Here is a 19698-nt window from a genome sequence, read left to right on the forward strand (position 1 = left end):
TCTGTCTATTATAAAACGCCTAATTTTTCATCACGAATATCCGTTATAAACATATGTCCTGGTGCATGCGTAATCATAATCGACGGTTTGGTTTCCATTGCGATAGATTGAGGCGTTACACCACAAGCCCAGAAGACTGGCACTTCTCCTTCACGAATCGTTACTGCATCACCAAAATCAGGTTGCTGTATGTTAGAAACGCCAATCGCCTCCGGATCTCCAATGTGGATTGGACCACCATGAACAGCAGGAAAACGCGATGTAACTTGAGCCGCTCGCACGACATCTTTTTGTGGAATCGGACGCATGCTCGCTACCATTTTCCCGTGAAATATCCCTGCTTCAATACATGATATATTCGTTTTATACATTGGTACGTTACATCCCTCTTCAATGTGACGAATCGATATATCATTATTCAAAAGGGCGTGTTCGAATGTAAAGCTGCACCCAATTAAAAATCCAACCATATCATCTTCCCAATAGTCTGAAATATCCGTTACTTCTTCCGCTAATTCACCATCTTTATATACCCGATATTTTGGAATATCTGTACGTATATCAGCAGACTGGGCAGCAAATTTAGGAATAGGAGAACCAATCTCCGTTACGTCTAGAAGTGGACAAGACTTAGGATTACGCTGACAAAATAATAAAAAATCAAAAGCATGTTCTTTTTTTAAAATTGCAAGGTTTGCTTGTGCATAACCGTTTGCCATTCCAGCAGTTGGTTTAATCCATTCATTGTTGCGGATCATTGCGCGCAATTCAGCCGGAGTTGCTTGCGAAAGATTAATCATATTAACATCTCCTATAAGTAACTAGCAGTTTTTCACAAACTGCTAGTCGTATGAATCAGATTGAATCTTTTAGTTATTAAAATAGTGATGGCAGTTGATTAATCAAAGTATATCCGCCCATTAACGCCATAACAATTACCACGAACACACCAGAAATCGTTAACCATAAAGGATGTTTATAGTCCCCCACAATATTCTTCTTATATGCCGCAATTAAAAGTGTACCAAGTGCAATTGGTAAAATCAGACCATTGATTGCCCCTACTACAAGCAGCACTTTAACCGGTTTGCCAATTAACATAAAGCAAAGTGTTGAGACGACTATAAAGCCAATTATAATCCAATTAGCCCTTTTATTTATTTTTTCACTGAATGTTCTGATAAACGACACAGAAGTATATGCAGCGCCAACTACTGATGTGATTGCTGCAGCCCACATAACAATACCAAAGATTTTATAACCAACATTTCCAGCAGCAAGTTGAAAAACGGATGCCGCAGGGTTTCCTGAATCAATTTGCAAGCCTTTAGATACAACGCCTAGAACTGCTAAAAATAAAGCAATCCGCATAACTGTGGTTATTAAAATCCCCATTACTGAACTCTTTGTGACTTCTGGCAGTGCTCCTACACCTTTTACGCCTGCATCCAATAGACGATGTCCACCAGCAAATGTAATATAGCCACCTACAGACCCCCCAACCAAAGTAACAATTGCGATAATGTCAATCTTATCAGGGGCGAATGTCTTTACTACTGCTTCTCCAACTGGAGGAGCAGTTGTCCATGCAACATATATCATCAAACAGATCATAAAAAAGCCGGCAATTTGTGTAAAGCGGTCCATCGCTTTACCCGCTTCTTTTACAACAAAAATTAATATTGCAATAACTGCACTAATTGCTGCTCCAGTTGTAGGGGATATTCCTGTCATCGCATTCAGACCAAGTCCAGCACCTGCGATGTTCCCTATATTAAATGCGAGCCCTCCCATAACAATGAGTGCCGCTAGAACATAACCAAGGCCTGGAAGAACCATGTTTGCAATCTCTTGTCCCCGTTTTTCAGATACAGCAATAATGCGCCATACATTTGTTTGTGCAAAAATATCAAGAATTACTGAAATTAGAATTACAAACCCAAAACTCGCTGCAAGACTTTGGGTATAAACAGTTGTCTGCATTAAAAAACCCGGCCCTATGGCTGATGTTGCCATAAGAAATGCTGCACCTAGTAATAATGTCCGGTTAGTTTTTGGCTTAGAATGATTTTTTTCTCGTCAGGTATATTTTTAATTGGCTCCAATGGAATCTGCCTCCTAGGTGTTTGTAATTTTTATTTAGAAATAGACTTAACTGTAATTTCAGATATTTCTAAGGATTTTTTTACATGACGAGCAAAGGTTAAAGCATGTGTTCCATCCCCATGAATACAAATGGTATCTGCCTTTAAAGTCACATCAGTGCCTTGCTGTGACAGAACCTTTCCTTCTTTAACCATTCGAACTACCTGTACAACAGCATCATCATCATTTTCTATCATTGCATGCGCTTCCATTCGAGAAGTCAATGAACCATCTTGTTGATATGTCCGATCCGCAAACACTTCACTAGCCGTTTGTAAACCAATGGTCTGTCCAGCACGTATTAATTCACTTCCAGACAGGCCAAATAAAATGAGCTCAGGATTAATCTTGTATACAGCCTCTGCAATGGCAAGGGACAACTCTTTACTCTTTGCCGCCATATTGTACAAAGCACCATGTGGTTTAACATGTTGCATATTCCCGCCTTCAGATTGCAAGAAGCCATTTAATGCACCTATTTGATAGACAACAATATCATAAGCTTCCTGTGGAGAAATATTAATATTGCGTCGGCCAAAACCAATTAAATCTTGTAATCCTGGGTGGGCACCAATTTTTACATCTTTCTCTAATGCAAGTTGAACCGTTTTTCTCATAACGGTAGGATCGCCAGCATGAAATCCACACGCTACATTGACAGATGTTACAAAATCCAAAATCTCTGCATCATTTCCAATTCGATATGTGCCAAAGCTCTCACCTAAATCAGAATTCAAATCAACTGTATTCATTGTACACTCCTCCTATTTACAGAAATTTCTAACAATAAAACTTATAAATATGTAGAAAAAAATAAGTATTTCGCTTTCAACAAATTCCGAAATTCGGAATTGACGTTTCATATTTCGGAATATTCTTATTCTATCATTTTTTTTTTATTTCGACAATACTTTGTTAGATAACCTAACATATAGTTAGATTCAAAATCTAAATGGTAGAATATTAAGTAATAATAAAAAAACCATTGTTTCCTATAATAAGGAAGCAACGGTCTTGATTACAAGTTTAAAGGGAAGTGTATATAATTACATTCGATGTGAAACGGAAAGGACTTATTTTATTTGGCTGTTTTCACATACTATGTTGCTATTTACCAGGTAGTGAGTTGTCGTTGATTTCCCCTCCAGATGCTCGCTTTCCGCGGGGCGGGCGGTGAGCCTCCTCGGCGTAAACGCCTGTGGGGTCTCACCTGTCCCGCTGCTCCCGCAGGAGTCTCGCACTTCCGCTCCAATCAACCTTAAATAGTTTCATTTTAAAAACAACAATCTTTACAAAAAGAGCCTTTTATTTAAATCGATTTATAGAAAATACTGAGATATCATTCTCACTCTTACCTGAAATAATAAGATCACTTAAAATCTCTCCAATAACACTACTGAATTTAAACCCGTGCCCTGAGAAACCTGCTGCAATAGCAATGTGTGGATAATTAGGATGTGTATCCACTATAAAGTTCTCATCTGGTGTCATTGTATAGATGCAACTTTTTCCATGTTTTATTTTTTGACCGGTAGGCATAAATTGTTGTAGAAACTGTACCAAATCCCCCTCATCTTCATCCAATACACCAAACCGTGCTATAGAATCATCGGGATTAATGTAATTTCCTCCATCATGTCTTCCTACTTTTAAACCACTGTCATTTATACTTGGAAAGCCATAGTATGTACCTACAGACGTATCAAAAGTGAAGGCCGGGAAATTTTTGTAATTATATAATTCATTTGCTTCAAACCATGCAAATGTTTTTCTGATTGGGGCTAGAGGAACATTTAAGTCTAACATTGCTAAAAGTTTTGGTGACCATGCTCCTGCCGCAACAACTAAAGCCTCTGCGTAGAATGTCTGTTCATCAGTTTTAATCGTGACCCCATTTCTATGAACAAATAACTTCCTTACTTGGCTATTCACAATGATGTTAGCACCATGTGACTCCGCAAGTTGTTGATACGCTCGAATACACTCTTCACTTTTTAACACACCCGAAGTCGATTCAAAGCAACCAATATAATCTTCTGGCAGTGAAATACCTGGCCATCTTTTATGGATTTGATTTGAATCCAGGATTTCTAAAGGTAAATTAAATTTTTCTGAACTCGTGATTACTTGATTAATAAATGTGGATTTTTGACTGCCAGCATTCAGTACACCTGTTGGAAGAAATAACTGTTTTCCCGTAAGTTTTTCTAAGTCATTCCATAGTTTTTGTGATTTAAGTGCCAAAGAAACATATTCTTCACCTTCTCCATAGGCATGTCTAATAATTCTTGTTTCTCCATGATGACTGCCTTTATTATGAGGAGGAACAAAAGAATCTAATAATAATACCTTTTGTCCATTTTTAGATAGAAAATACCCTGCCGACATTCCCATAGATCCAGCTCCAATTACAATTACATCATAATGCATTCTTTTCTTTCCTCCTCCCAATTTTGATGATTGGATATTTTCGAAAGTATAGGTTGTGATAAAACTGTGCTTTCAGCTATAAGCGTGCTGAAAATAAATAAATTCCTAACTTAATGAAAAAGGAAGCCGCTTTACTGAGATTGGTCAGAGTAAAACAGCTTCCACTATAGTTTTAGAACTCAATTTCACCAATCGCCATTTCGACTAGTTTGACTATCTCTCCTTCATGAATTTGCCCATAAATCGTTTCAATATCAGGATAAAAAAATCGATCTTCCTTTACCATCGGGACCTGGTCGCGTATTAAATGGTACACACTCTCAGTAATCGGTGACGGTTTCAATGGGTGATGAAAATCCATTGCTTGCGTGGCCGTCATAAGTTCAATGGCTAAAATATATTCAAGTTTCTTTGAAATCTGATATGCTTTCTTCGAAGCATAATAGGCAAAACTTATCAGGTCTTCTTGGTTAGCGCATGTTGGAACATTATCTACGGTTGCAGGATGTGAAAGAACTCTAATTTCATTCAATAGTCCCGCAGCTGTATATTGTGGAATCATGTAGCCGCTATTTAACCCTGGATTAACTACTAAGAAATTAGGAAGTTCACTAAGATGATGGTTTACTAGGCGATCAATTCTTCTTTCCGTAATTTTCGCTAAGTTCGCTAAGGCAATACACATTGTATCCGCGTAGATTCCTACGTAGGAACCATCAAAATTTCCACCCATGAGTGCAATTCCATCTTCCTCTTCCGGAAATATAATTGGATTGTCACTTGCAGAGTGCATCTCATTCTCTATAGTTACTGCAGCGTCCTTCAATACTCTCTTTACAGCACCATGAACTTGGGGAATACATCGTATGCTAAGCGCATCTTGTAATCTGTGTTCCTTGTATGTATCGATGATTTGGCTGCCCTCAAGAATTCTTGTTACATTTCTGGCTGTCTTGGCCTGTTCCTCATGTTTCTTTACCGTGTGGGAACGAGGATCAAATGCTTTAATTGTCCCTTTTAGCACTTCTAAGGACATAGCTCCTGTAATGTCGGCAGTTTTCGCTGCTTGTATGCTATTGTATAAGGCTAACACAGCCATCGCTGTGACGGAAGTAGTTCCACTTGTAAGTGCCAATCCTTCTTTAGCACCCAACGTAATAGGTGCTAATCCAGCATGCTCTAACGCTTCTATTCCAGGGATGAGCTCATCTTTATACCATGCCTTACCCTCTCCAATCAATACTAAGGCCATGTGAGATTCAGGAGAAAGATATCCCACTGACCCATCCCCTGGAACAAACGGAACAATATCGTGATTTAATAGTGAAGCAATTAGTTTTAATACTTTTAAACTGACTCCTGAATAACCTTGGCCTAAATTCACAAGAATCATCAATTGAATGGCTCTCACTACTTCTCTTTCTAAAGGAGGACCAACAGACACCGCATGTGAACGAATAATATTTCGTTGAAGAGTTTCTGCATCTTCAGAAGAAATTACCTCTGTCATATTACTGCCAAATCCTGTTGTTACACCATATATCAATCTATTTTCATCTAAAAACTTGTCTATTAGGCTACGGGATTTATCCACCCTATCACAATATGTATGTGTAAAGGAAACTTTAGCCCCATATCTGGCAACCGCAATCACTTCATGGATCGAGATAGCACCATCCCCAAGTACAATCTCTTTAATCTCTTTAGGGTGTATACAATTTATAGTTGTCATGATTCAACACTCCTCACCTTTCGGAAAATATACTTCAAGATTAAACAAGGAGACGAGAGAAACGTTTCTACTCAATAATTTACTAGAAAATAATCTTATGTTATTTTCTTATTTTCTGTAAAGGGATTATCGATTCCCTTCGGAGAGTTTCCCGCTTCTAGCAATGGGTCACTTGCTTCATGTAAGGAAAGATTCTTCGTTTCAGGTGCCCAAGCGATCGACACGATCAAGCCGATTAGCAGAATGACTGCCATTCCTGCCATTGAGGTACCTAATCCGAATGAACTTAAGGAAACAGGCAGCAGAAATGTTCCAATTGCAGAACCGATTCGACTAATTGCAGTAACCATACCTATTCCAGAACCTCGAATCTCCGTTGGAAAAAGCTCTGCTGGGTATACTAATGTAAGATTCGATGCTGCTGACATGAAAAAAGTAAAGATCAAGAAGGCTGTCAACATTAAGAATTGAGAACCATTGTGTAAGAAGCTGAGTGAAAACAATGAAACAGTAAGGATTGTAAAAGCCCCGATGGTAAATCCTCTACGAGTAAATTTTGCAAGCAACCAAAGGCCAAAAATTGCCCCAACAAGCAAGAATAGATTTAACATTGTATCGGCAAAAAAGTTTTGTTCAAAACCCATTGTACTTAGTATAGACGGTAGGAAAGTGTAGATTGCAAAGTACGGAATAACAAGAGTTAATTTGAATATTCCACCAAAAGCCAGACGCTTACGAAGCTTTTTACCGAAAAGTCCACGAAATCCTAGAGTCTTTTGATTTTCAGCACCAGTAGTCGTTTCGCCCATTTCAACGTTCGATCCAAGGTGCTTTTTTACAATCTGGCGAGCTTCTTCGACACGCCCCATGCTGACAAGCCATCTTGGTGATTCAGGCGTCCCTATTCTTAAGACTAAAACCACAATAGCCGGAACAGCAGCACTAACAAGCATCCAACGCCATGAGTCTGAACCAACCTGTCCCAGGTAATGACCAACAAAGTTTGATGCTACATATCCAAGCGTCCATACTACGTTAATAGACGCGAGGAGCGAGGAGCGATACTTTTTTGGTGAAAATTCGGCGAGTAAAGTCGTACCGACAGCGTAATCTCCTCCAAGTCCAAAACCAATTAGTAACCGTAAAATAAAAAGCTGTTCTGGACTACTAACAAAAAATTGTAAAATAGTAGCTATCGTGATAAGTAAAAAGTTTACGAGAAAGATTTTCTGTCTGCCTACACGATCTGAAAGTCTTCCAAGGGCTAAAGATCCCGCAAACAGACCTATTAAAGCAGAACTGCCGATCAGCCCTGTCCACATTGAATTCATATTCATTTGAGGCCCGAATACTGTCAGGGCCATCGCAATGATCCCTAGAGAATAGCCATCACAGAAACTTGAACCGAATGTAAGTCCTGCAATTCGAAAATGAAACTTATTAAATGGGGCATCGTCAATTGTGAATTTTTGTTCGTTCAAAGAATCTCCTCCATTTTTTGATTTTTCAGATATATAAATCCAAAAAAATACCTTTAATGCAATTATCAGGTAGCACCCCTGAAGTTTTTAGTTCACATAAAATAATGATATTTTGCCGACCCTATCAAATAAAGAATGTACACCTGCATGCAAGTTAAAATTTACTTACAGGTAGTTTTTCATCCACGATTCCCTTAAAACACCTTTACTTAATCTTCACTGTAAAGCGGTAAAGTGTTTAACGCTGACAATGGGTAGGGTGATAATCCACCATCCTACGATTCAGCACTATTACATGTTGACAAATACTTCTATAGCCCATTCCATCCGCTGGATTTCCGACTTCAAGCGAACCTACCTTTTCTTGCTGTTGATTGCACAAGCAGTATTGTATGTTACCGCCGTAAGTGCTTCAGCAGGGGTAAAACGCATCGCGATTCATGCCAGGTTCATGACAAGAGGCTTAGAAAAGTCGGCGGCGAGGATCCGGGATTGCAATCGGTCTAAATGGCAACAGCTACACCTTCCTCAACCATTCAACGTCCTTGGGCCGCATCTTCTCTTAAATTCAAAGCTGTGGCTGGAAGCAAGCAGGCAATGGTTCCTGACTTAGCCATGACTTGAATCCCTCTTCGGAAGCCTATAAATGCTCAGCAGAAATAGCCCCTATTTTGGCAGCTAGTTCCGCGCCCTCGTTTGGTTCTATTTCATCAGCATGAATTTTAGGATCAATCCGTACTTTTTCCCGGCCTTTAAAATACCCTCTGATTGTTCAGGGGTAAAGACTCCCTTTTCACAAAAGCCATCATTGAATTCAGCAAGCTTTTCTTGTGAAGATTGGAAGCATATTATTAATCAGATAATCGACAAATTCATCCTCAGGCCCTTATAATCCTTGGGAACCGCATGGGCTCTCATAATAGTAGGAACTAGATCAATCGGATGCTCTTCCTGTAACTTCTCTATTCTTTTTAAAGTGAAATGAAATAAATTTTAAACATATTCTGTAATTAATACACACATGATTACTTATCTTAGCTAACCAGATTATTGGTAGCTTCAGATGAGTTACCTTGTTTGCCTGGTTTCACGAAAACCATGGCTATCATGCCAATCGTTACGGCTATTGAAGCAGCGATAAACATGGCATTATATCCATATATGGCGACAAGACTTCCTGTTAGGGTTGGGGCAATAATAGTCGCTAGATTCGCAATAAAATGAGTTACTCCCCCAAAAGTTCCTGCTTTATTTGGTTCTGTATCCAGAACCACAATCCAATAGATGGAATTTGGTAAATAATTAAAGGCATTGCCTATACACATTAATGCAAGTACTGCGGCAGCACTCTCGACAGTTGGGATCAACATAAAACAAACAGCTGTACAAAATAAGGATGCTACTGTGAACCAAGATCTGGCAATACGTAAATTCCCTGTTTTTCTACGTAATATATCCGAGATTTTACCACCTAATAGTCCAGTGATAATAGCTCCTACCCAGGGAATCATACCAATATATGAAAGAGAAGAAAGTGAATAATTAAATTCATCTTGCAGATATTTTGGAGTCCATGTAAGTAATAAAATATTTACATATAAAAAGGCAAAATATCCAATGGCATTAAATACTAACGTAGGGTTTTTAAAAAAATGGTACCATGGCACATTTATTTGTTCGTCTAATTTCGTCTCACCTTTAATTAAAATATCTGCTCTTCGAATTTCTTCTAGTTCGGTTTTCGAAACTCTTGGATGATCTTCAGGTAAGTTTGTAAATACTTTGTTCCAAATTGCTACCCAAATAAAGCCTAATATACCGAGAATAACAAATGTTACTTTCCAGTTAGTGAATGTTAGAAGACCTACTACGATGGGTGCAGTAATTAATGCTCCAATTGGCGTTCCAACTAATCCAAGTGCTACAGCAAACCCTTTTTCCTTAGGGGATACCCAGTTTGCCATCGTTCGGTTCATCGTTGATAAGGTAGGTCCTTCAGCAAACCCAAATAATACACGAAATACAGCAAATCCTGCTAATGCAGACCCTCCAAAAAATGCTGCACCTATGTGACCTGCGAATATTGTCCCGATTTCAAAAAAAGACCATGTGGTTCCAGCAATGATCCACATGAATTTCGGGCCTTTTTTATCTGCCAATGCTCCTCCAAATAGCGCACCGAATATATAACCATATCCAAAGTAACCTAGTATTGCTCCCCAACTTACTGGATCTAAATTGAACTCCTTGATGATTTCAGCTTGGGCATATGAAAGTGCACCTCTATCAATATAATTAATGATTGTAATAAGAATAATCATAAAAATGATAAAATAACGATAGTTATTTCTCAACATGTAATCCCCGCCTTGATGTTTATTAGAGAGCAGCAATACTTACTGATTTTAAATATAAAAACAGTAATCCTGCCCTTTATCTAGTTTTTTCTCTTGTTGTAAGGTATAAAAGCCTTTTTACATCCGCCATAATTTCAGCGGATATAAAGAGGCTCCTGATACACTGATTGAAGTCCATCAAATGGTTGTTTCATGAGAGATACGGTCAACCAAATGATGGGCGATAGGTATAGCTCTCTTCTTTTAGTGAATTTTATAAACCAGTCAGACTTTTGGATTCAGTCTTCACTCTATCATTCACAACTTGCACACCCTTTTTCCATACGGACTTAACGTGATTGACACCAAATAAATATTGCAATTCCTGATAGTTTTCTACATTCCATAAAACGACATCCGCTTGTTTTCCGACTTCAAGCGAACCTACCTTTTCTTGTCTGTTGATTGCACAAGCAGCATTGTATGTTGCGGCCGTTAGTGCTTCAGCAGGGGTAAGCCGCATCGAGATGCATGCCAGGTTCATGACAAGAGGCATGGAAGTCGTCGGCGAGGATCCAGGATTGCAATCGGTCGAAATGGCAACTGCTACACCTTCATCAACCATTCGGCGTCCTGGAGCCGCATCTTCTCTTAAATACAAAGCTGTGGCTGGAAGCAAGCAGGCAATGGTTCCTGACTTAGCCATGGCTTGAATCCCCTCTTCGGAAGCCTTTAATAAATGTTCAGCTGAAATCGCTCCTATTTCGGCAGCCAGTTCTGCTCCACCGTATGGCTCAATTTCATCGGCATGAATTTTAGGGATCAAACCGTACTTTTTTCCTGCCTTTAAAATACGCTCTGATTGTTCAGGGGTAAAAACCCCCTTTTCACAAAATACATCATTGAATTCAGCAAGCTTCTCTTCAGAGACAATTGGAAGCATATCATTTATCAAATGATCAACAAATTCATCCTCACGGCCTTTATAATCCTTTGGAACTGCATGGGCTCCCATAAAAGTAGGAACAAGGTCAATCGGATGCTCCTCCTGTAACTTCTTCATCACCCGCAATTGCTTTAATTCAGTTTCCAAATTCATTCCGTAACCGCTTTTACCTTCTACTGTAGTCACGCCATGAGCAAGAAACGAATCAAGACGCCTTGTGGTTTGTTCCATCAACTCTTCTTCACTTGCTTCCCGGGTCATGCGGGTGGTTGCATGAATGCCCCCGCCCCCGTTCATTATGTCCATATATGTTGCACCTTCAAGACGCATTTCAAATTCACGCTCACGACTCCCGCCATATACAACATGCGTATGGGGATCAACTAGCCCTGGCGTCACTAAATGGCCAGAAGCATCGAAAACTTCAGCTTCATGCATTCTATCTGCATAGAGTTCTTCCAATTCTTTGGTCGTACCGATCGCTTGGATCAAACCAGATTCCATCCATATGCTTCCATCTTCGATCAACCCCAGCTCCGACATTGCCTCTTTGGAACGAGGACCTTTCCTATCAGAGGTAAGGGTAGCAAGTTGAGTGGCATGTTTTATCCAAATTGGTTTTGTCATTGTTTATCAATTCCTTTATCAAGCATTGGGATATTAATTCCTCTTTCACGAGCTGTTTCCTCTGCCAGTTCATACCCTGCATCAACATGACGCACTACGCCCATCCCAGGGTCCGTTGTCAACACTCTCTCAATCCTTGCTCCTGCTTCTTTGGTTCCGTCTGCCACAATTACAACGCCTGCATGCATGGAGTAACCCATTCCTACGCCGCCGCCATGATGTACGGAAACCCAGGTTGCACCGCCCACTGCATTCACCATTGCATTTAAGATCGGCCAGTCAGCCACTACATCCGAACCATCCTTCATGGCTTCCGTTTCACGATTCGGCGAAGCAACAGAGCCTGAATCCAAATGGTCACGCCCAATTACTATCGGGGCCTTCAATTCACCGCTTGCAACCATATCATTTAGGATTTTACCAAAACGGGCGCGCTCCCCATAACCAAGCCAGCATATGCGGGACGGCAGGCCTTGGAACTGGATTTTTTCTTGAGCCATTCTGATCCAGTTACATAAATGTTCATTATCAGCGAATTCGCGTAAAATCGCTTGGTCTGTTTTATAAATGTCTTCTGGATCACCAGATAAAGCCACCCAGCGGAATGGACCTTTACCTTCACAAAATTGTGGACGGATATAAGCTGGAACGAAGCCCGGGAAGTCAAAAGCATTCTCTACCCCTTCATCTTTCGCAACTTGACGGATATTGTTGCCATAATCAAACGTCACGGCTCCTTTTTCCATCATTTCAAGCATCGCTCTTACATGTTTGGCCATTGAAGCTTTAGAGAGTTTAATATACTCTTCCGGATTCGCATTCCGTAATTCTGCAGCTTCCTCCATAGACAAACCTGAAGGTGTATATCCATTTAGCGGATCATGGGCGGAAGTTTGATCAGTCAGGACATCCGGAATAAAGTTCCTTGCGATCATTTCAGGAAGAAGATCGGACGCATTCCCAATCAAACCGATAGATAAAGCTTTTCCAGCAAGTTTTGCTTCTTTAGCTAAACGAATGGCTTCATCCAAAGAATCCGTTTTCACATCGGTGTAACGGGTCTCAATCCTCCTGTCAATTCTTGTCTCATCAACATCGATCCCGATACAGACACCACCGTTCATCGTAACTGCTAGCGGCTGTGCCCCTCCCATTCCGCCTAAACCTGCAGTTAGAGTAATTGTGCCTTTTAACGAGTTATTGAAATGTTGTTTAGCAAGCTCGGCAAATGTCTCGTAAGTACCCTGAACGATTCCTTGCGAACCAATATAAATCCAGCTACCAGCTGTCATTTGCCCATACATCATCAATCCCTTTTTATCAAGTTCATGGAATGTTTCCCAGTTCGCATACGCCGGGACGATATTTGAATTTGCAAGCAGGACACGTGGTGCATCCGTATGCGTTTTAAAAATGGCCACTGGTTTCCCTGATTGGACCAATAAAGTTTCATCTTCTTCAAGCTCTTTTAGTGATTTGACGATTGCATCAAAGCATTCCCAGTTACGAGCTGCTTTCCCAATCCCTCCATATACCACCAAATCTTCTGGACGTTCTGCGACTTCAGGATCCAGATTATTCATCAGCATTCTAAGCACTGCCTCTTGTTGCCATCCTTTCGTATGCAAATCAGTACCTGTATAGCGGATAACCTTGTTTGTAATCGTGTTCATTTTTATTTCCCCCTTGGTTTTTGTTATATTTTCATTCTATATGAAAAATTCAGAATAATTTATTATAATTTAATGATTATTTTATAAAATAAATCAAAGTTTTGTAGTTAACTTTACTTTTTTACGAATAGTATTAATAATTTAAAAAAGGACGATTCAATATAACTGAATCGTCCTTTTTTATAATCCAGACCGATAAGCTGATGGTGTACAAGCTTCAAGCAGTTTGAATTTGGCATTGAAATAGGTTTGATGTGAATAACCGGCTAATTGTGCGATTTCCTCCAATGATAAATCCGTTTCCTTTAATAAGCGTTTAGCTTCCCTAATTCGAACTTGATGCAGCGTATTGCGAAAAGACTCGCCGGATTCAGCCGCAAAACGACGGCTGAGTGTGCTTTTATTGACACGCAGAGTATCTGCACAGGTCGCTAGATTCCACTGGGCGTCCCAATAGTTGGACTCGATCAGCTCTCTTGCTTTTTCGCTAAGTGTACGAGCTCCTTCCTGTAATTGCCCATGATCCTGCAGAAGTAAATGGGTGGTGAACGCATGCAGCTCTTTTACTATTTGATGAATGACTGGTTTATGGACGATTTGCTGAAATACGTCATAGTATATTGCTTCTAGAGAAGCATTTTGCAAATTATATGATTTCATATGCCTACGGATCTGCGCAAGTACGCTTGTAAGGCGAATACGAACGATTTCCGGGTCAGGGTATGGTTGTTGAAAAGTAAGGAATTCACGTTCGATCCAGTTCCTGATGGCTTTTGCATCCCGTCTTTCGAGCATTTCTATCCAAAGTCTTTGTTCAAGGGGAGTGAGGAATGGATCCATCTCCTGAGGCGAAGTTTGTTGACTTTCGGCTAAAATGATATCATATCCATCGAAAAAGATTTGTCTTGTAAATTCACGTGTTTGCTGGTACATCCTTTTTAAAGATTCATCAGGATTTGCCGCTTTTATTATGATGGCAAGAGGCTCATCCATTCTTTCTTTCCAGTGAGCCAGGAACGCTTGGTATTCTTCCTTATATACATCAGTTTCCTTTGTTTCCTGGACGCATAAAATAAAATCCGATAAAGCGAAGATTTGATTCTTCCCAGTAAAAGAATATCGTTGCAGTTCATCATAAACTAAAGGAAGGGTCTTGTTATCAGGTGTCAAAAATGCCACCATGGTTATTCGACTTTCATGCTTCCGGTCTGTCAAGAAGAAATCAGGATAACCAATATCAAGTGTTTTCTCACCATCCATGGCGTTTGTCGAGAAAAGACCTTAATCATTTCTCAATTGAAAACGCAATTGTTGGATATGCTTTACCAAATCCGCTGAAGAAAAAGGACGGAATAGGACATCTTCCGCACGAAAACGCAAGGCCCGATAAGCTGTTTGAAAGATTCGCTCAGATGAAATGCCTAACCATCGAATTCCCCTCCGCTTTAACGAAACACCCATCGCCTCACTTTCATCCGTCCAAATATCCATATCCAAAATAACGAATTCCGGTTGCTGATTACGAATGCCCTTTTCAAATTCTTCAATCGTTCTCCATAAGATCAGTCTAACTCCCGTTAGGTGCGACTCGACTATCCAACGAATTCCTTGAGCCTCAATCTCATCTTTTGCCACCAAATGAATTTCCACATCATCCCCCCATTTCCACCTCATATTCCTTTCATCTAATAAATATGAAGTCAGCCTTTGAAAGAAAAGGAATCCCAGGTCTTTACAAAGTAACTTGTATCTAATCTCCATTCTAATCCCGCCGAATACTTCAAACAAGTCATATTAAGCAGAACCTGCGATTAGGTTAATTTTGACGTGCTCAAACGGTACTTTATATCCATGGAAAGTGCCATTTCTAACACGTTATTAGCGGTATAACAATATGAAAATATTAAAAAAACACCATAGAAACTTGTGGTTTCCAATGATGTTTCTTAGTTTTCAGTTAGATCTGTTATAAATGATTAATATTGACTTCAACTTCTTTTATGTTGTTTTCTTCTGAAGCACTTGACAATTTTAATGATAATAGAGTGATGACTCCTATTACAAGTAATCCTGATAAAATAAACATACCTTGAGTAAATGCAACAGTTCCAAGAATCATCGGTCCTACAAAACCGCCTAATGCCGCAAATGAATTGACTAGGGCTATGCCAACTGGTGCAGTGGACTCAGTGAAGAAAAATGTCATATAGGCAAAGAAACATCCACTGAAACCGTATAACCCGAATGATGTAATCGTTAACATCAGCACCATCATAAAGACACCATCTGAAAAGCCGCACCCGATAAATCCGGTAACTGCTATCAGGAGACAAACGAGCAAGTGTGGTTTATGTGCATTCGTCCGATCAGAATTCCAGCCAACAAATATAACCGCAGGTATACCGACTAACGAAGGAATCATCGCTAACCAGCCTATTTCTAAATTGGTTGTTGCATTTTCCGATAAAGATTTTATGATGGTTGGCATCCAGAATGACAATCCATAGATAGATGTGTACCCAGCGAAATAAAAAAGTGCCAACTTCCAGATTTTCGAATCTTTCAGCATATCAAGCTTAGTGACTTTATTTATTTTCGAGCTTACTTTTCTTTCAGCACTTAACTCCCCTTCTAACCAATCGCTTTCTTCCTTAGATAACCATTTAGCGTTAGTAGGTCTATTAGTTAAATAGAAAACAACAACAATTCCAATAATAATGGCCGGAATGCCTTCAAGGATGAACATCCATCTCCACCCTGCCATACCGAACCAGGAAATATTGTCAAGAATCCATGTCGACACAGGTGCACCAATCAATCCGCCAATCGGTAAGGCTAAAAGCAGGGCCGCTGTTGCCCGTCCTCTTTCGCGGGCCCTGAACCAATAAGTTAAATACAAAATTATACCAGGGAAAAATCCAGCTTCGGCGACACCTAATAAAAAACGGAGAATGTATAAATGCATCGTTGTTTGCGCAAAACCTGTTAATATGACCACAAGTCCCCATGAAATCATTATACGGGCAATCCATATCCGAGCTCCCACTTTATGCATGATCATGTTGCTTGGAACTTCAAAGAAGAAATAGCCAATAAAGAAAATACCGGAAAGCAATCCAAAAACCTCAGCGGATAAGACTAATTCTGCGTTCATTTGTAAAGCAGCATAGCCTAAATTGACCCTGTCCAAGTAAGCAATGCTATAAAGGATCAAGATAAATGGAAGAATGCGTCTCATCGTTTTATTGATCGTTCTTTTCTCTATTTCACCACTGAAATGATTCATGATTATTTCCTCCCTATTCAAGCTACCTTTTCCCAAAAAACATACGATTATAGCGGACTTTTCCTTGCTCCCCGACTCTCTGGTTCAATCCCGATACCACCAAATTCAATACCACCTCCCCTCCATTTACATTCATTGAACCCAACAATATTATTAAAACGAGTCCATATCCACAGGATAAAATAACCCTTCGTTCATGAAAGTTACTGATTGGATAGAGATCTTTAGGAAAATTTAATCACCCTTTTCACCCATTTTTTTAGAAAAACCTCCTGATTTCACTGGATTAACATCCCCTCATACATGATTTGGAACGTTAGAAAGCGCTTTCAGAATATACCAAATGAAATGAAGAAAGCGTTGTGATTATTCATAATTTACGATAGATTAAATAGACCATCCGCTCTCTAACTAGACTGTAGTCTGATATTAAACTACATAGGAATATTATGTCAATTATCCCTCAGTGGTTTTTCCATGATTGAACCAAGAAAGAAACAGCATACGGCAGAAAAGACTCGTGAAAAAATTCAAAAAATATCCTTAAAGCTATTTAGCGAAAAAGGTTATGATAAAGTTACAGTTGACGAAATCGTGAAAAAAAGCGGCACGTCAAAAGGGTCATTTTACCAACACTTTTCAGCAAAATCGGATATTTTTTTAGTAGGGTTCACAGAAGTCCATGAATACTATTGCGAAGTCTTCCATTCTTTCCCGGACGATACGGAAATTGATGTGGTTTTCTGGAAGAAGAAAATGAAAGTGATTTACTGGTCCGCATTAGATAAAACAGCTGACTGTTAATGAATATTAATCCCAGCAATCTCACTGAACGGTGTGGTAACTCCATTATTCTATAAAGTTCATACGTTTTTATTATTTCACTTGAGTGTCATACAGTTTTAACGAGGAGTCGAAAGCCAGTTATATGAAACGATTTTTCTTTATCATCCTATATGCAATATTATTTGGTTTTTCCCTGCAGGCCTTTCATTTCAAGCTTGACCACCCCATTGCAGAAGATATCAGCCGGTTGATGCCAGTTAAAATGAAAGCGATAAAGGCAGAAGATAGTGAAGAAGCAATCAAAAAGGTCGTTTTGGAAGCTGCAAAAAATGATGATCCCATTTCCATTGCCGGTATGCAGCATAGCCAAGGGGGACAGACACTATATCCAAAAGGAATCCTGCTTGATATGAAGCAATATGATAAGATCCTTGATTTGGATGTAAAAGAAAAACGCATCACGGTCCAAAGCGGAGCAACCTGGGCTGATCTACAGGGATATATCAACCCATATGGACTTGCACTGAAGGTCAGTCAATCCCAAAACATTTTTACCATAGGCGGTTCTTTGAGCGTTAATGTCCATGGCCGCGATATCCGTCATCATGCCTTGATAGAAACCGTGGAATCTTTTAGATTGCTTAACGCGAAAGGACAAATCCTGACGGTGAGCCGCGATGAAAATCCGGAGCTCTTCTCTTCGGTTATTGGCGGATACGGTTTGTTTGGAGTGATACTTGATGTGACACTCCAACTTACCGATGACGAACTTTATAAAATTAAAACTAAATCACTCCATTATGATGAATATACATCGTATTTTAAAAGAGATGTTCTTCAAAACGATGATGTCAAAATGCATCTGGCAAGAATATCTGTTGCTCCTGGCTCCTATTTGGACGAAATGTATGTAACGGATTATTATAGGGCAAATGACCAAGCACAGCTATCAAACTACAATACTCTCAAACGGGAAACGATCGTTGCCGTGCCTAAATTCTTTCTTGGTCTATCGCGTTATAATGACTGGGGTAAAAAAAGGTTTTGGGAAACTCAAGAGACTTACACGGCCAATATTGATGGTAACTTGGTTTCCAGGAACAATGTGATGCGGTCGGACTCTGCCTTTATGGATTACAGCAATCCCTCCAAAACTGAAGTGCTGCAAGAATACTTCATTCCGATTGATCAATTTGCTGATTATATCGATGACCTAAGAAAAACTTTATTAGATGAAAAAGATTTTAATTTATTAAATATTACAATTCGTTATGTGGAACATAATGATGAATCACTCATGTCCTATGCCAAAGATGATATGTTCGCACTTGTAATGCTCATCAATCAAGGGACAGATAACGAAAGTAAGGAAAATACGGGAAGGGTCATCCGCGACATGATCAATGTGACGCTTGACCATAATGGCAGCTACTATTTGCCCTATTATGGGTATCCAACCAAGACACAATTATTTGAAGCCTATCCGCGTACTGAGGAATTCTTTCAATTAAAAAAGAAATATGATCCTGATAACCGCTTCATGAATCTTTTCTATGAGGAGTACCATCCATGAATTATAAACGTTTCGTTTTTTACCAAGGCACTGTTGGAATGGCTGCCAGCATGATCTTCCCTTTTTATATTTTGCTAATCAAAAATGTAGGTACCAGCTATTCGCAATTCGGATGGGCATATGGCATATTCTCACTGACTGCTGCACTTAGTTACCCTCTAATCGGAAAATTAACTGATAAAGCCGGTGACAAAGCATTTCTCCTTATCTATTCATGGGGGATGGCACTTATCCTTCTTGCCTTTCCTCTCGCATATGAAATTTGGCATGTCTATCTCCTGCAGATTATTATGGGGGTTCTTGGGGCTGTTCAAAAAAATACTGAAAAAACGGTACTTGCAAGGTATGTTAAGAAAACAACTGCGGGTAAGGAAATTGGAAACTACCATGTTTGGACATCCATTGGTGCTGCAGCTGCCGTGATTGCAACCGGATATTTAGTCGACTTTTTAACGATTGGAAGCATCTTTTATCTTGCATCCTTAATGTTTGCCTGGAGTGGATTTATTATAATGAAGAGGGAGAAAAAAGCTTCACTATCTAATGCAGAATAAATAAAAATATAAGCATTTATTGCTGGTTACGATAATAAATCAGTTACCCTTTTTTAGTAAAAAGAAGCATCTGCTTAAACCTCAGTAGATGCTTCTTCTACAATAATTGAAATACTTAATAGCGTCGAT

General features: G+C 39.5%; 15 protein-coding genes and 1 pseudogene. 3 read left to right on the plus strand and 13 right to left on the minus strand.

From position 1 onward, the window contains the following. Positions 1-8 precede the first annotated feature (8 nt). From ACFX4L_RS18400 to ACFX4L_RS18460, 13 genes and pseudogenes are all read right to left on the minus strand, one after another. Positions 9-800: a putative hydro-lyase gene (locus ACFX4L_RS18400; RefSeq protein ID WP_284471013.1), complete on the minus strand. Its 792-nt coding sequence runs from the start codon at positions 798-800 to the stop codon at positions 9-11. A 76-nt stretch (positions 801-876) separates the two neighbouring features. Beyond that, positions 877-2016, minus strand: a complete 1140-nt coding sequence (locus ACFX4L_RS18405) for an NRAMP family divalent metal transporter (protein WP_089363149.1) — start codon at positions 2014-2016, stop codon at positions 877-879. A 119-nt stretch (positions 2017-2135) separates the two neighbouring features. Continuing rightward, positions 2136-2897 carry a LamB/YcsF family protein gene (locus ACFX4L_RS18410; protein WP_284471014.1) on the minus strand — a complete coding sequence of 254 codons (762 nt, stop codon included), beginning with the start codon at positions 2895-2897 and terminating at the stop codon, positions 2136-2138. A 553-nt stretch (positions 2898-3450) separates the two neighbouring features. After that, on the minus strand, positions 3451-4575 hold the full coding sequence (gene solA, locus ACFX4L_RS18415) for an N-methyl-L-tryptophan oxidase (protein ID WP_377405837.1): 1125 nt from the start codon (positions 4573-4575) through the stop codon (positions 3451-3453). 172 nt (positions 4576-4747) lie between these two features. After that, complete coding sequence (hutH, locus tag ACFX4L_RS18420; RefSeq protein WP_377405839.1) at positions 4748-6307, minus strand: histidine ammonia-lyase; 1560 nt, start codon at positions 6305-6307, stop codon at positions 4748-4750. 95 nt (positions 6308-6402) lie between these two features. Beyond that, on the minus strand, positions 6403-7788 hold the full coding sequence (locus tag ACFX4L_RS18425) for an MFS transporter (protein WP_284471017.1): 1386 nt from the start codon (positions 7786-7788) through the stop codon (positions 6403-6405). 325 nt (positions 7789-8113) lie between these two features. Then, positions 8114-8763 (minus strand): annotated as a pseudogene (locus ACFX4L_RS18430) (amidohydrolase family protein); the annotation flags it as partial. 59 nt (positions 8764-8822) lie between these two features. Beyond that, positions 8823-10145, minus strand: a complete 1323-nt coding sequence (locus ACFX4L_RS18435; RefSeq protein WP_377383115.1) for an MFS transporter — start codon at positions 10143-10145, stop codon at positions 8823-8825. Positions 10146-10398: 253 nt separating this feature from the next. Continuing rightward, positions 10399-11697 (minus strand): imidazolonepropionase, encoded by a 1299-nt coding sequence (gene hutI / locus ACFX4L_RS18440; RefSeq protein WP_377405841.1) that lies wholly within the window; start codon positions 11695-11697, stop codon positions 10399-10401. Then, complete coding sequence (hutU, locus tag ACFX4L_RS18445; protein ID WP_125162074.1) at positions 11694-13370, minus strand: urocanate hydratase; 1677 nt, start codon at positions 13368-13370, stop codon at positions 11694-11696. The genes hutI and hutU overlap by 4 nt, the downstream gene beginning before the upstream one ends. A 180-nt stretch (positions 13371-13550) precedes the next feature. Beyond that, a complete protein-coding gene (locus ACFX4L_RS18450; protein ID WP_377405843.1) occupies positions 13551-14630 on the minus strand; it encodes a helix-turn-helix transcriptional regulator in 1080 nt (359 codons plus the stop codon). Positions 14631-14651: 21 nt separating this feature from the next. Further along, the gene (locus ACFX4L_RS18455; protein WP_377405845.1) at positions 14652-15044 is read right to left on the minus strand and encodes a response regulator; all 393 of its coding nucleotides are present in this window, start codon (positions 15042-15044) and stop codon (positions 14652-14654) included. Positions 15045-15336: 292 nt separating this feature from the next. Further along, the gene (locus ACFX4L_RS18460; RefSeq protein ID WP_377405847.1) at positions 15337-16656 is read right to left on the minus strand and encodes an MFS transporter; all 1320 of its coding nucleotides are present in this window, start codon (positions 16654-16656) and stop codon (positions 15337-15339) included. Between the two features lie 477 nt (positions 16657-17133). On the opposite strand from ACFX4L_RS18460, the gene ACFX4L_RS18465 reads away from it, so the two are divergent. From ACFX4L_RS18465 to ACFX4L_RS18475, 3 genes are all read left to right on the plus strand, one after another. Continuing rightward, the gene (locus ACFX4L_RS18465; protein WP_377383121.1) at positions 17134-17460 is read left to right on the plus strand and encodes a TetR/AcrR family transcriptional regulator; all 327 of its coding nucleotides are present in this window, start codon (positions 17134-17136) and stop codon (positions 17458-17460) included. Positions 17461-17584: 124 nt separating this feature from the next. Next, on the plus strand, positions 17585-19015 hold the full coding sequence (locus ACFX4L_RS18470) for an FAD-binding protein (RefSeq protein ID WP_377383123.1): 1431 nt from the start codon (positions 17585-17587) through the stop codon (positions 19013-19015). Continuing rightward, positions 19012-19569, plus strand: coding sequence for an MFS transporter (locus tag ACFX4L_RS18475; protein ID WP_377383124.1), 558 nt, complete (start codon positions 19012-19014; stop codon positions 19567-19569). The genes ACFX4L_RS18470 and ACFX4L_RS18475 overlap by 4 nt, the downstream gene beginning before the upstream one ends. The last annotated feature ends 129 nt before the right edge of the window (positions 19570-19698 follow it).

This window comes from Peribacillus sp. YIM B13482 (genome assembly GCF_042787975.1).
Classification (GTDB): domain Bacteria; phylum Bacillota; class Bacilli; order Bacillales; family DSM-1321; genus Peribacillus; species Peribacillus simplex_A.

What these genes read in the sequence shown, in the direction of transcription:
- ACFX4L_RS18400 (WP_284471013.1), bottom strand. Translation starts at nt 800, where the DNA reads ATGATTAATCTTTCGCAAGCAACTCCGGCTGAATTGCGCGCAATGATC.
- ACFX4L_RS18405 (WP_089363149.1), bottom strand. Translation starts at nt 2,016, where the DNA reads ATGGCAACATCAGCCATAGGGCCGGGTTTTTTAATGCAGACAACTGTT.
- ACFX4L_RS18410 (WP_284471014.1), bottom strand. Translation starts at nt 2,897, where the DNA reads ATGAATACAGTTGATTTGAATTCTGATTTAGGTGAGAGCTTTGGCACA.
- solA (WP_377405837.1), bottom strand. Translation starts at nt 4,575, where the DNA reads ATGCATTATGATGTAATTGTAATTGGAGCTGGATCTATGGGAATGTCG.
- hutH (WP_377405839.1), bottom strand. Translation starts at nt 6,307, where the DNA reads ATGACAACTATAAATTGTATACACCCTAAAGAGATTAAAGAGATTGTA.
- ACFX4L_RS18435 (WP_377383115.1), bottom strand. Translation starts at nt 10,145, where the DNA reads ATGTTGAGAAATAACTATCGTTATTTTATCATTTTTATGATTATTCTT.
- hutI (WP_377405841.1), bottom strand. Translation starts at nt 11,697, where the DNA reads ATGACAAAACCAATTTGGATAAAACATGCCACTCAACTTGCTACCCTT.
- hutU (WP_125162074.1), bottom strand. Translation starts at nt 13,370, where the DNA reads ATGAACACGATTACAAACAAGGTTATCCGCTATACAGGTACTGATTTG.
- ACFX4L_RS18450 (WP_377405843.1), bottom strand. Translation starts at nt 14,630, where the DNA reads ATGGATGGTGAGAAAACACTTGATATTGGTTATCCTGATTTCTTCTTG.
- ACFX4L_RS18455 (WP_377405845.1), bottom strand. Translation starts at nt 15,044, where the DNA reads ATGAGGTGGAAATGGGGGGATGATGTGGAAATTCATTTGGTGGCAAAA.
- ACFX4L_RS18460 (WP_377405847.1), bottom strand. Translation starts at nt 16,656, where the DNA reads ATGAATCATTTCAGTGGTGAAATAGAGAAAAGAACGATCAATAAAACG.
- ACFX4L_RS18465 (WP_377383121.1), top strand. Translation starts at nt 17,134, where the DNA reads ATGATTGAACCAAGAAAGAAACAGCATACGGCAGAAAAGACTCGTGAA.
- ACFX4L_RS18470 (WP_377383123.1), top strand. Translation starts at nt 17,585, where the DNA reads ATGAAACGATTTTTCTTTATCATCCTATATGCAATATTATTTGGTTTT.
- ACFX4L_RS18475 (WP_377383124.1), top strand. Translation starts at nt 19,012, where the DNA reads ATGAATTATAAACGTTTCGTTTTTTACCAAGGCACTGTTGGAATGGCT.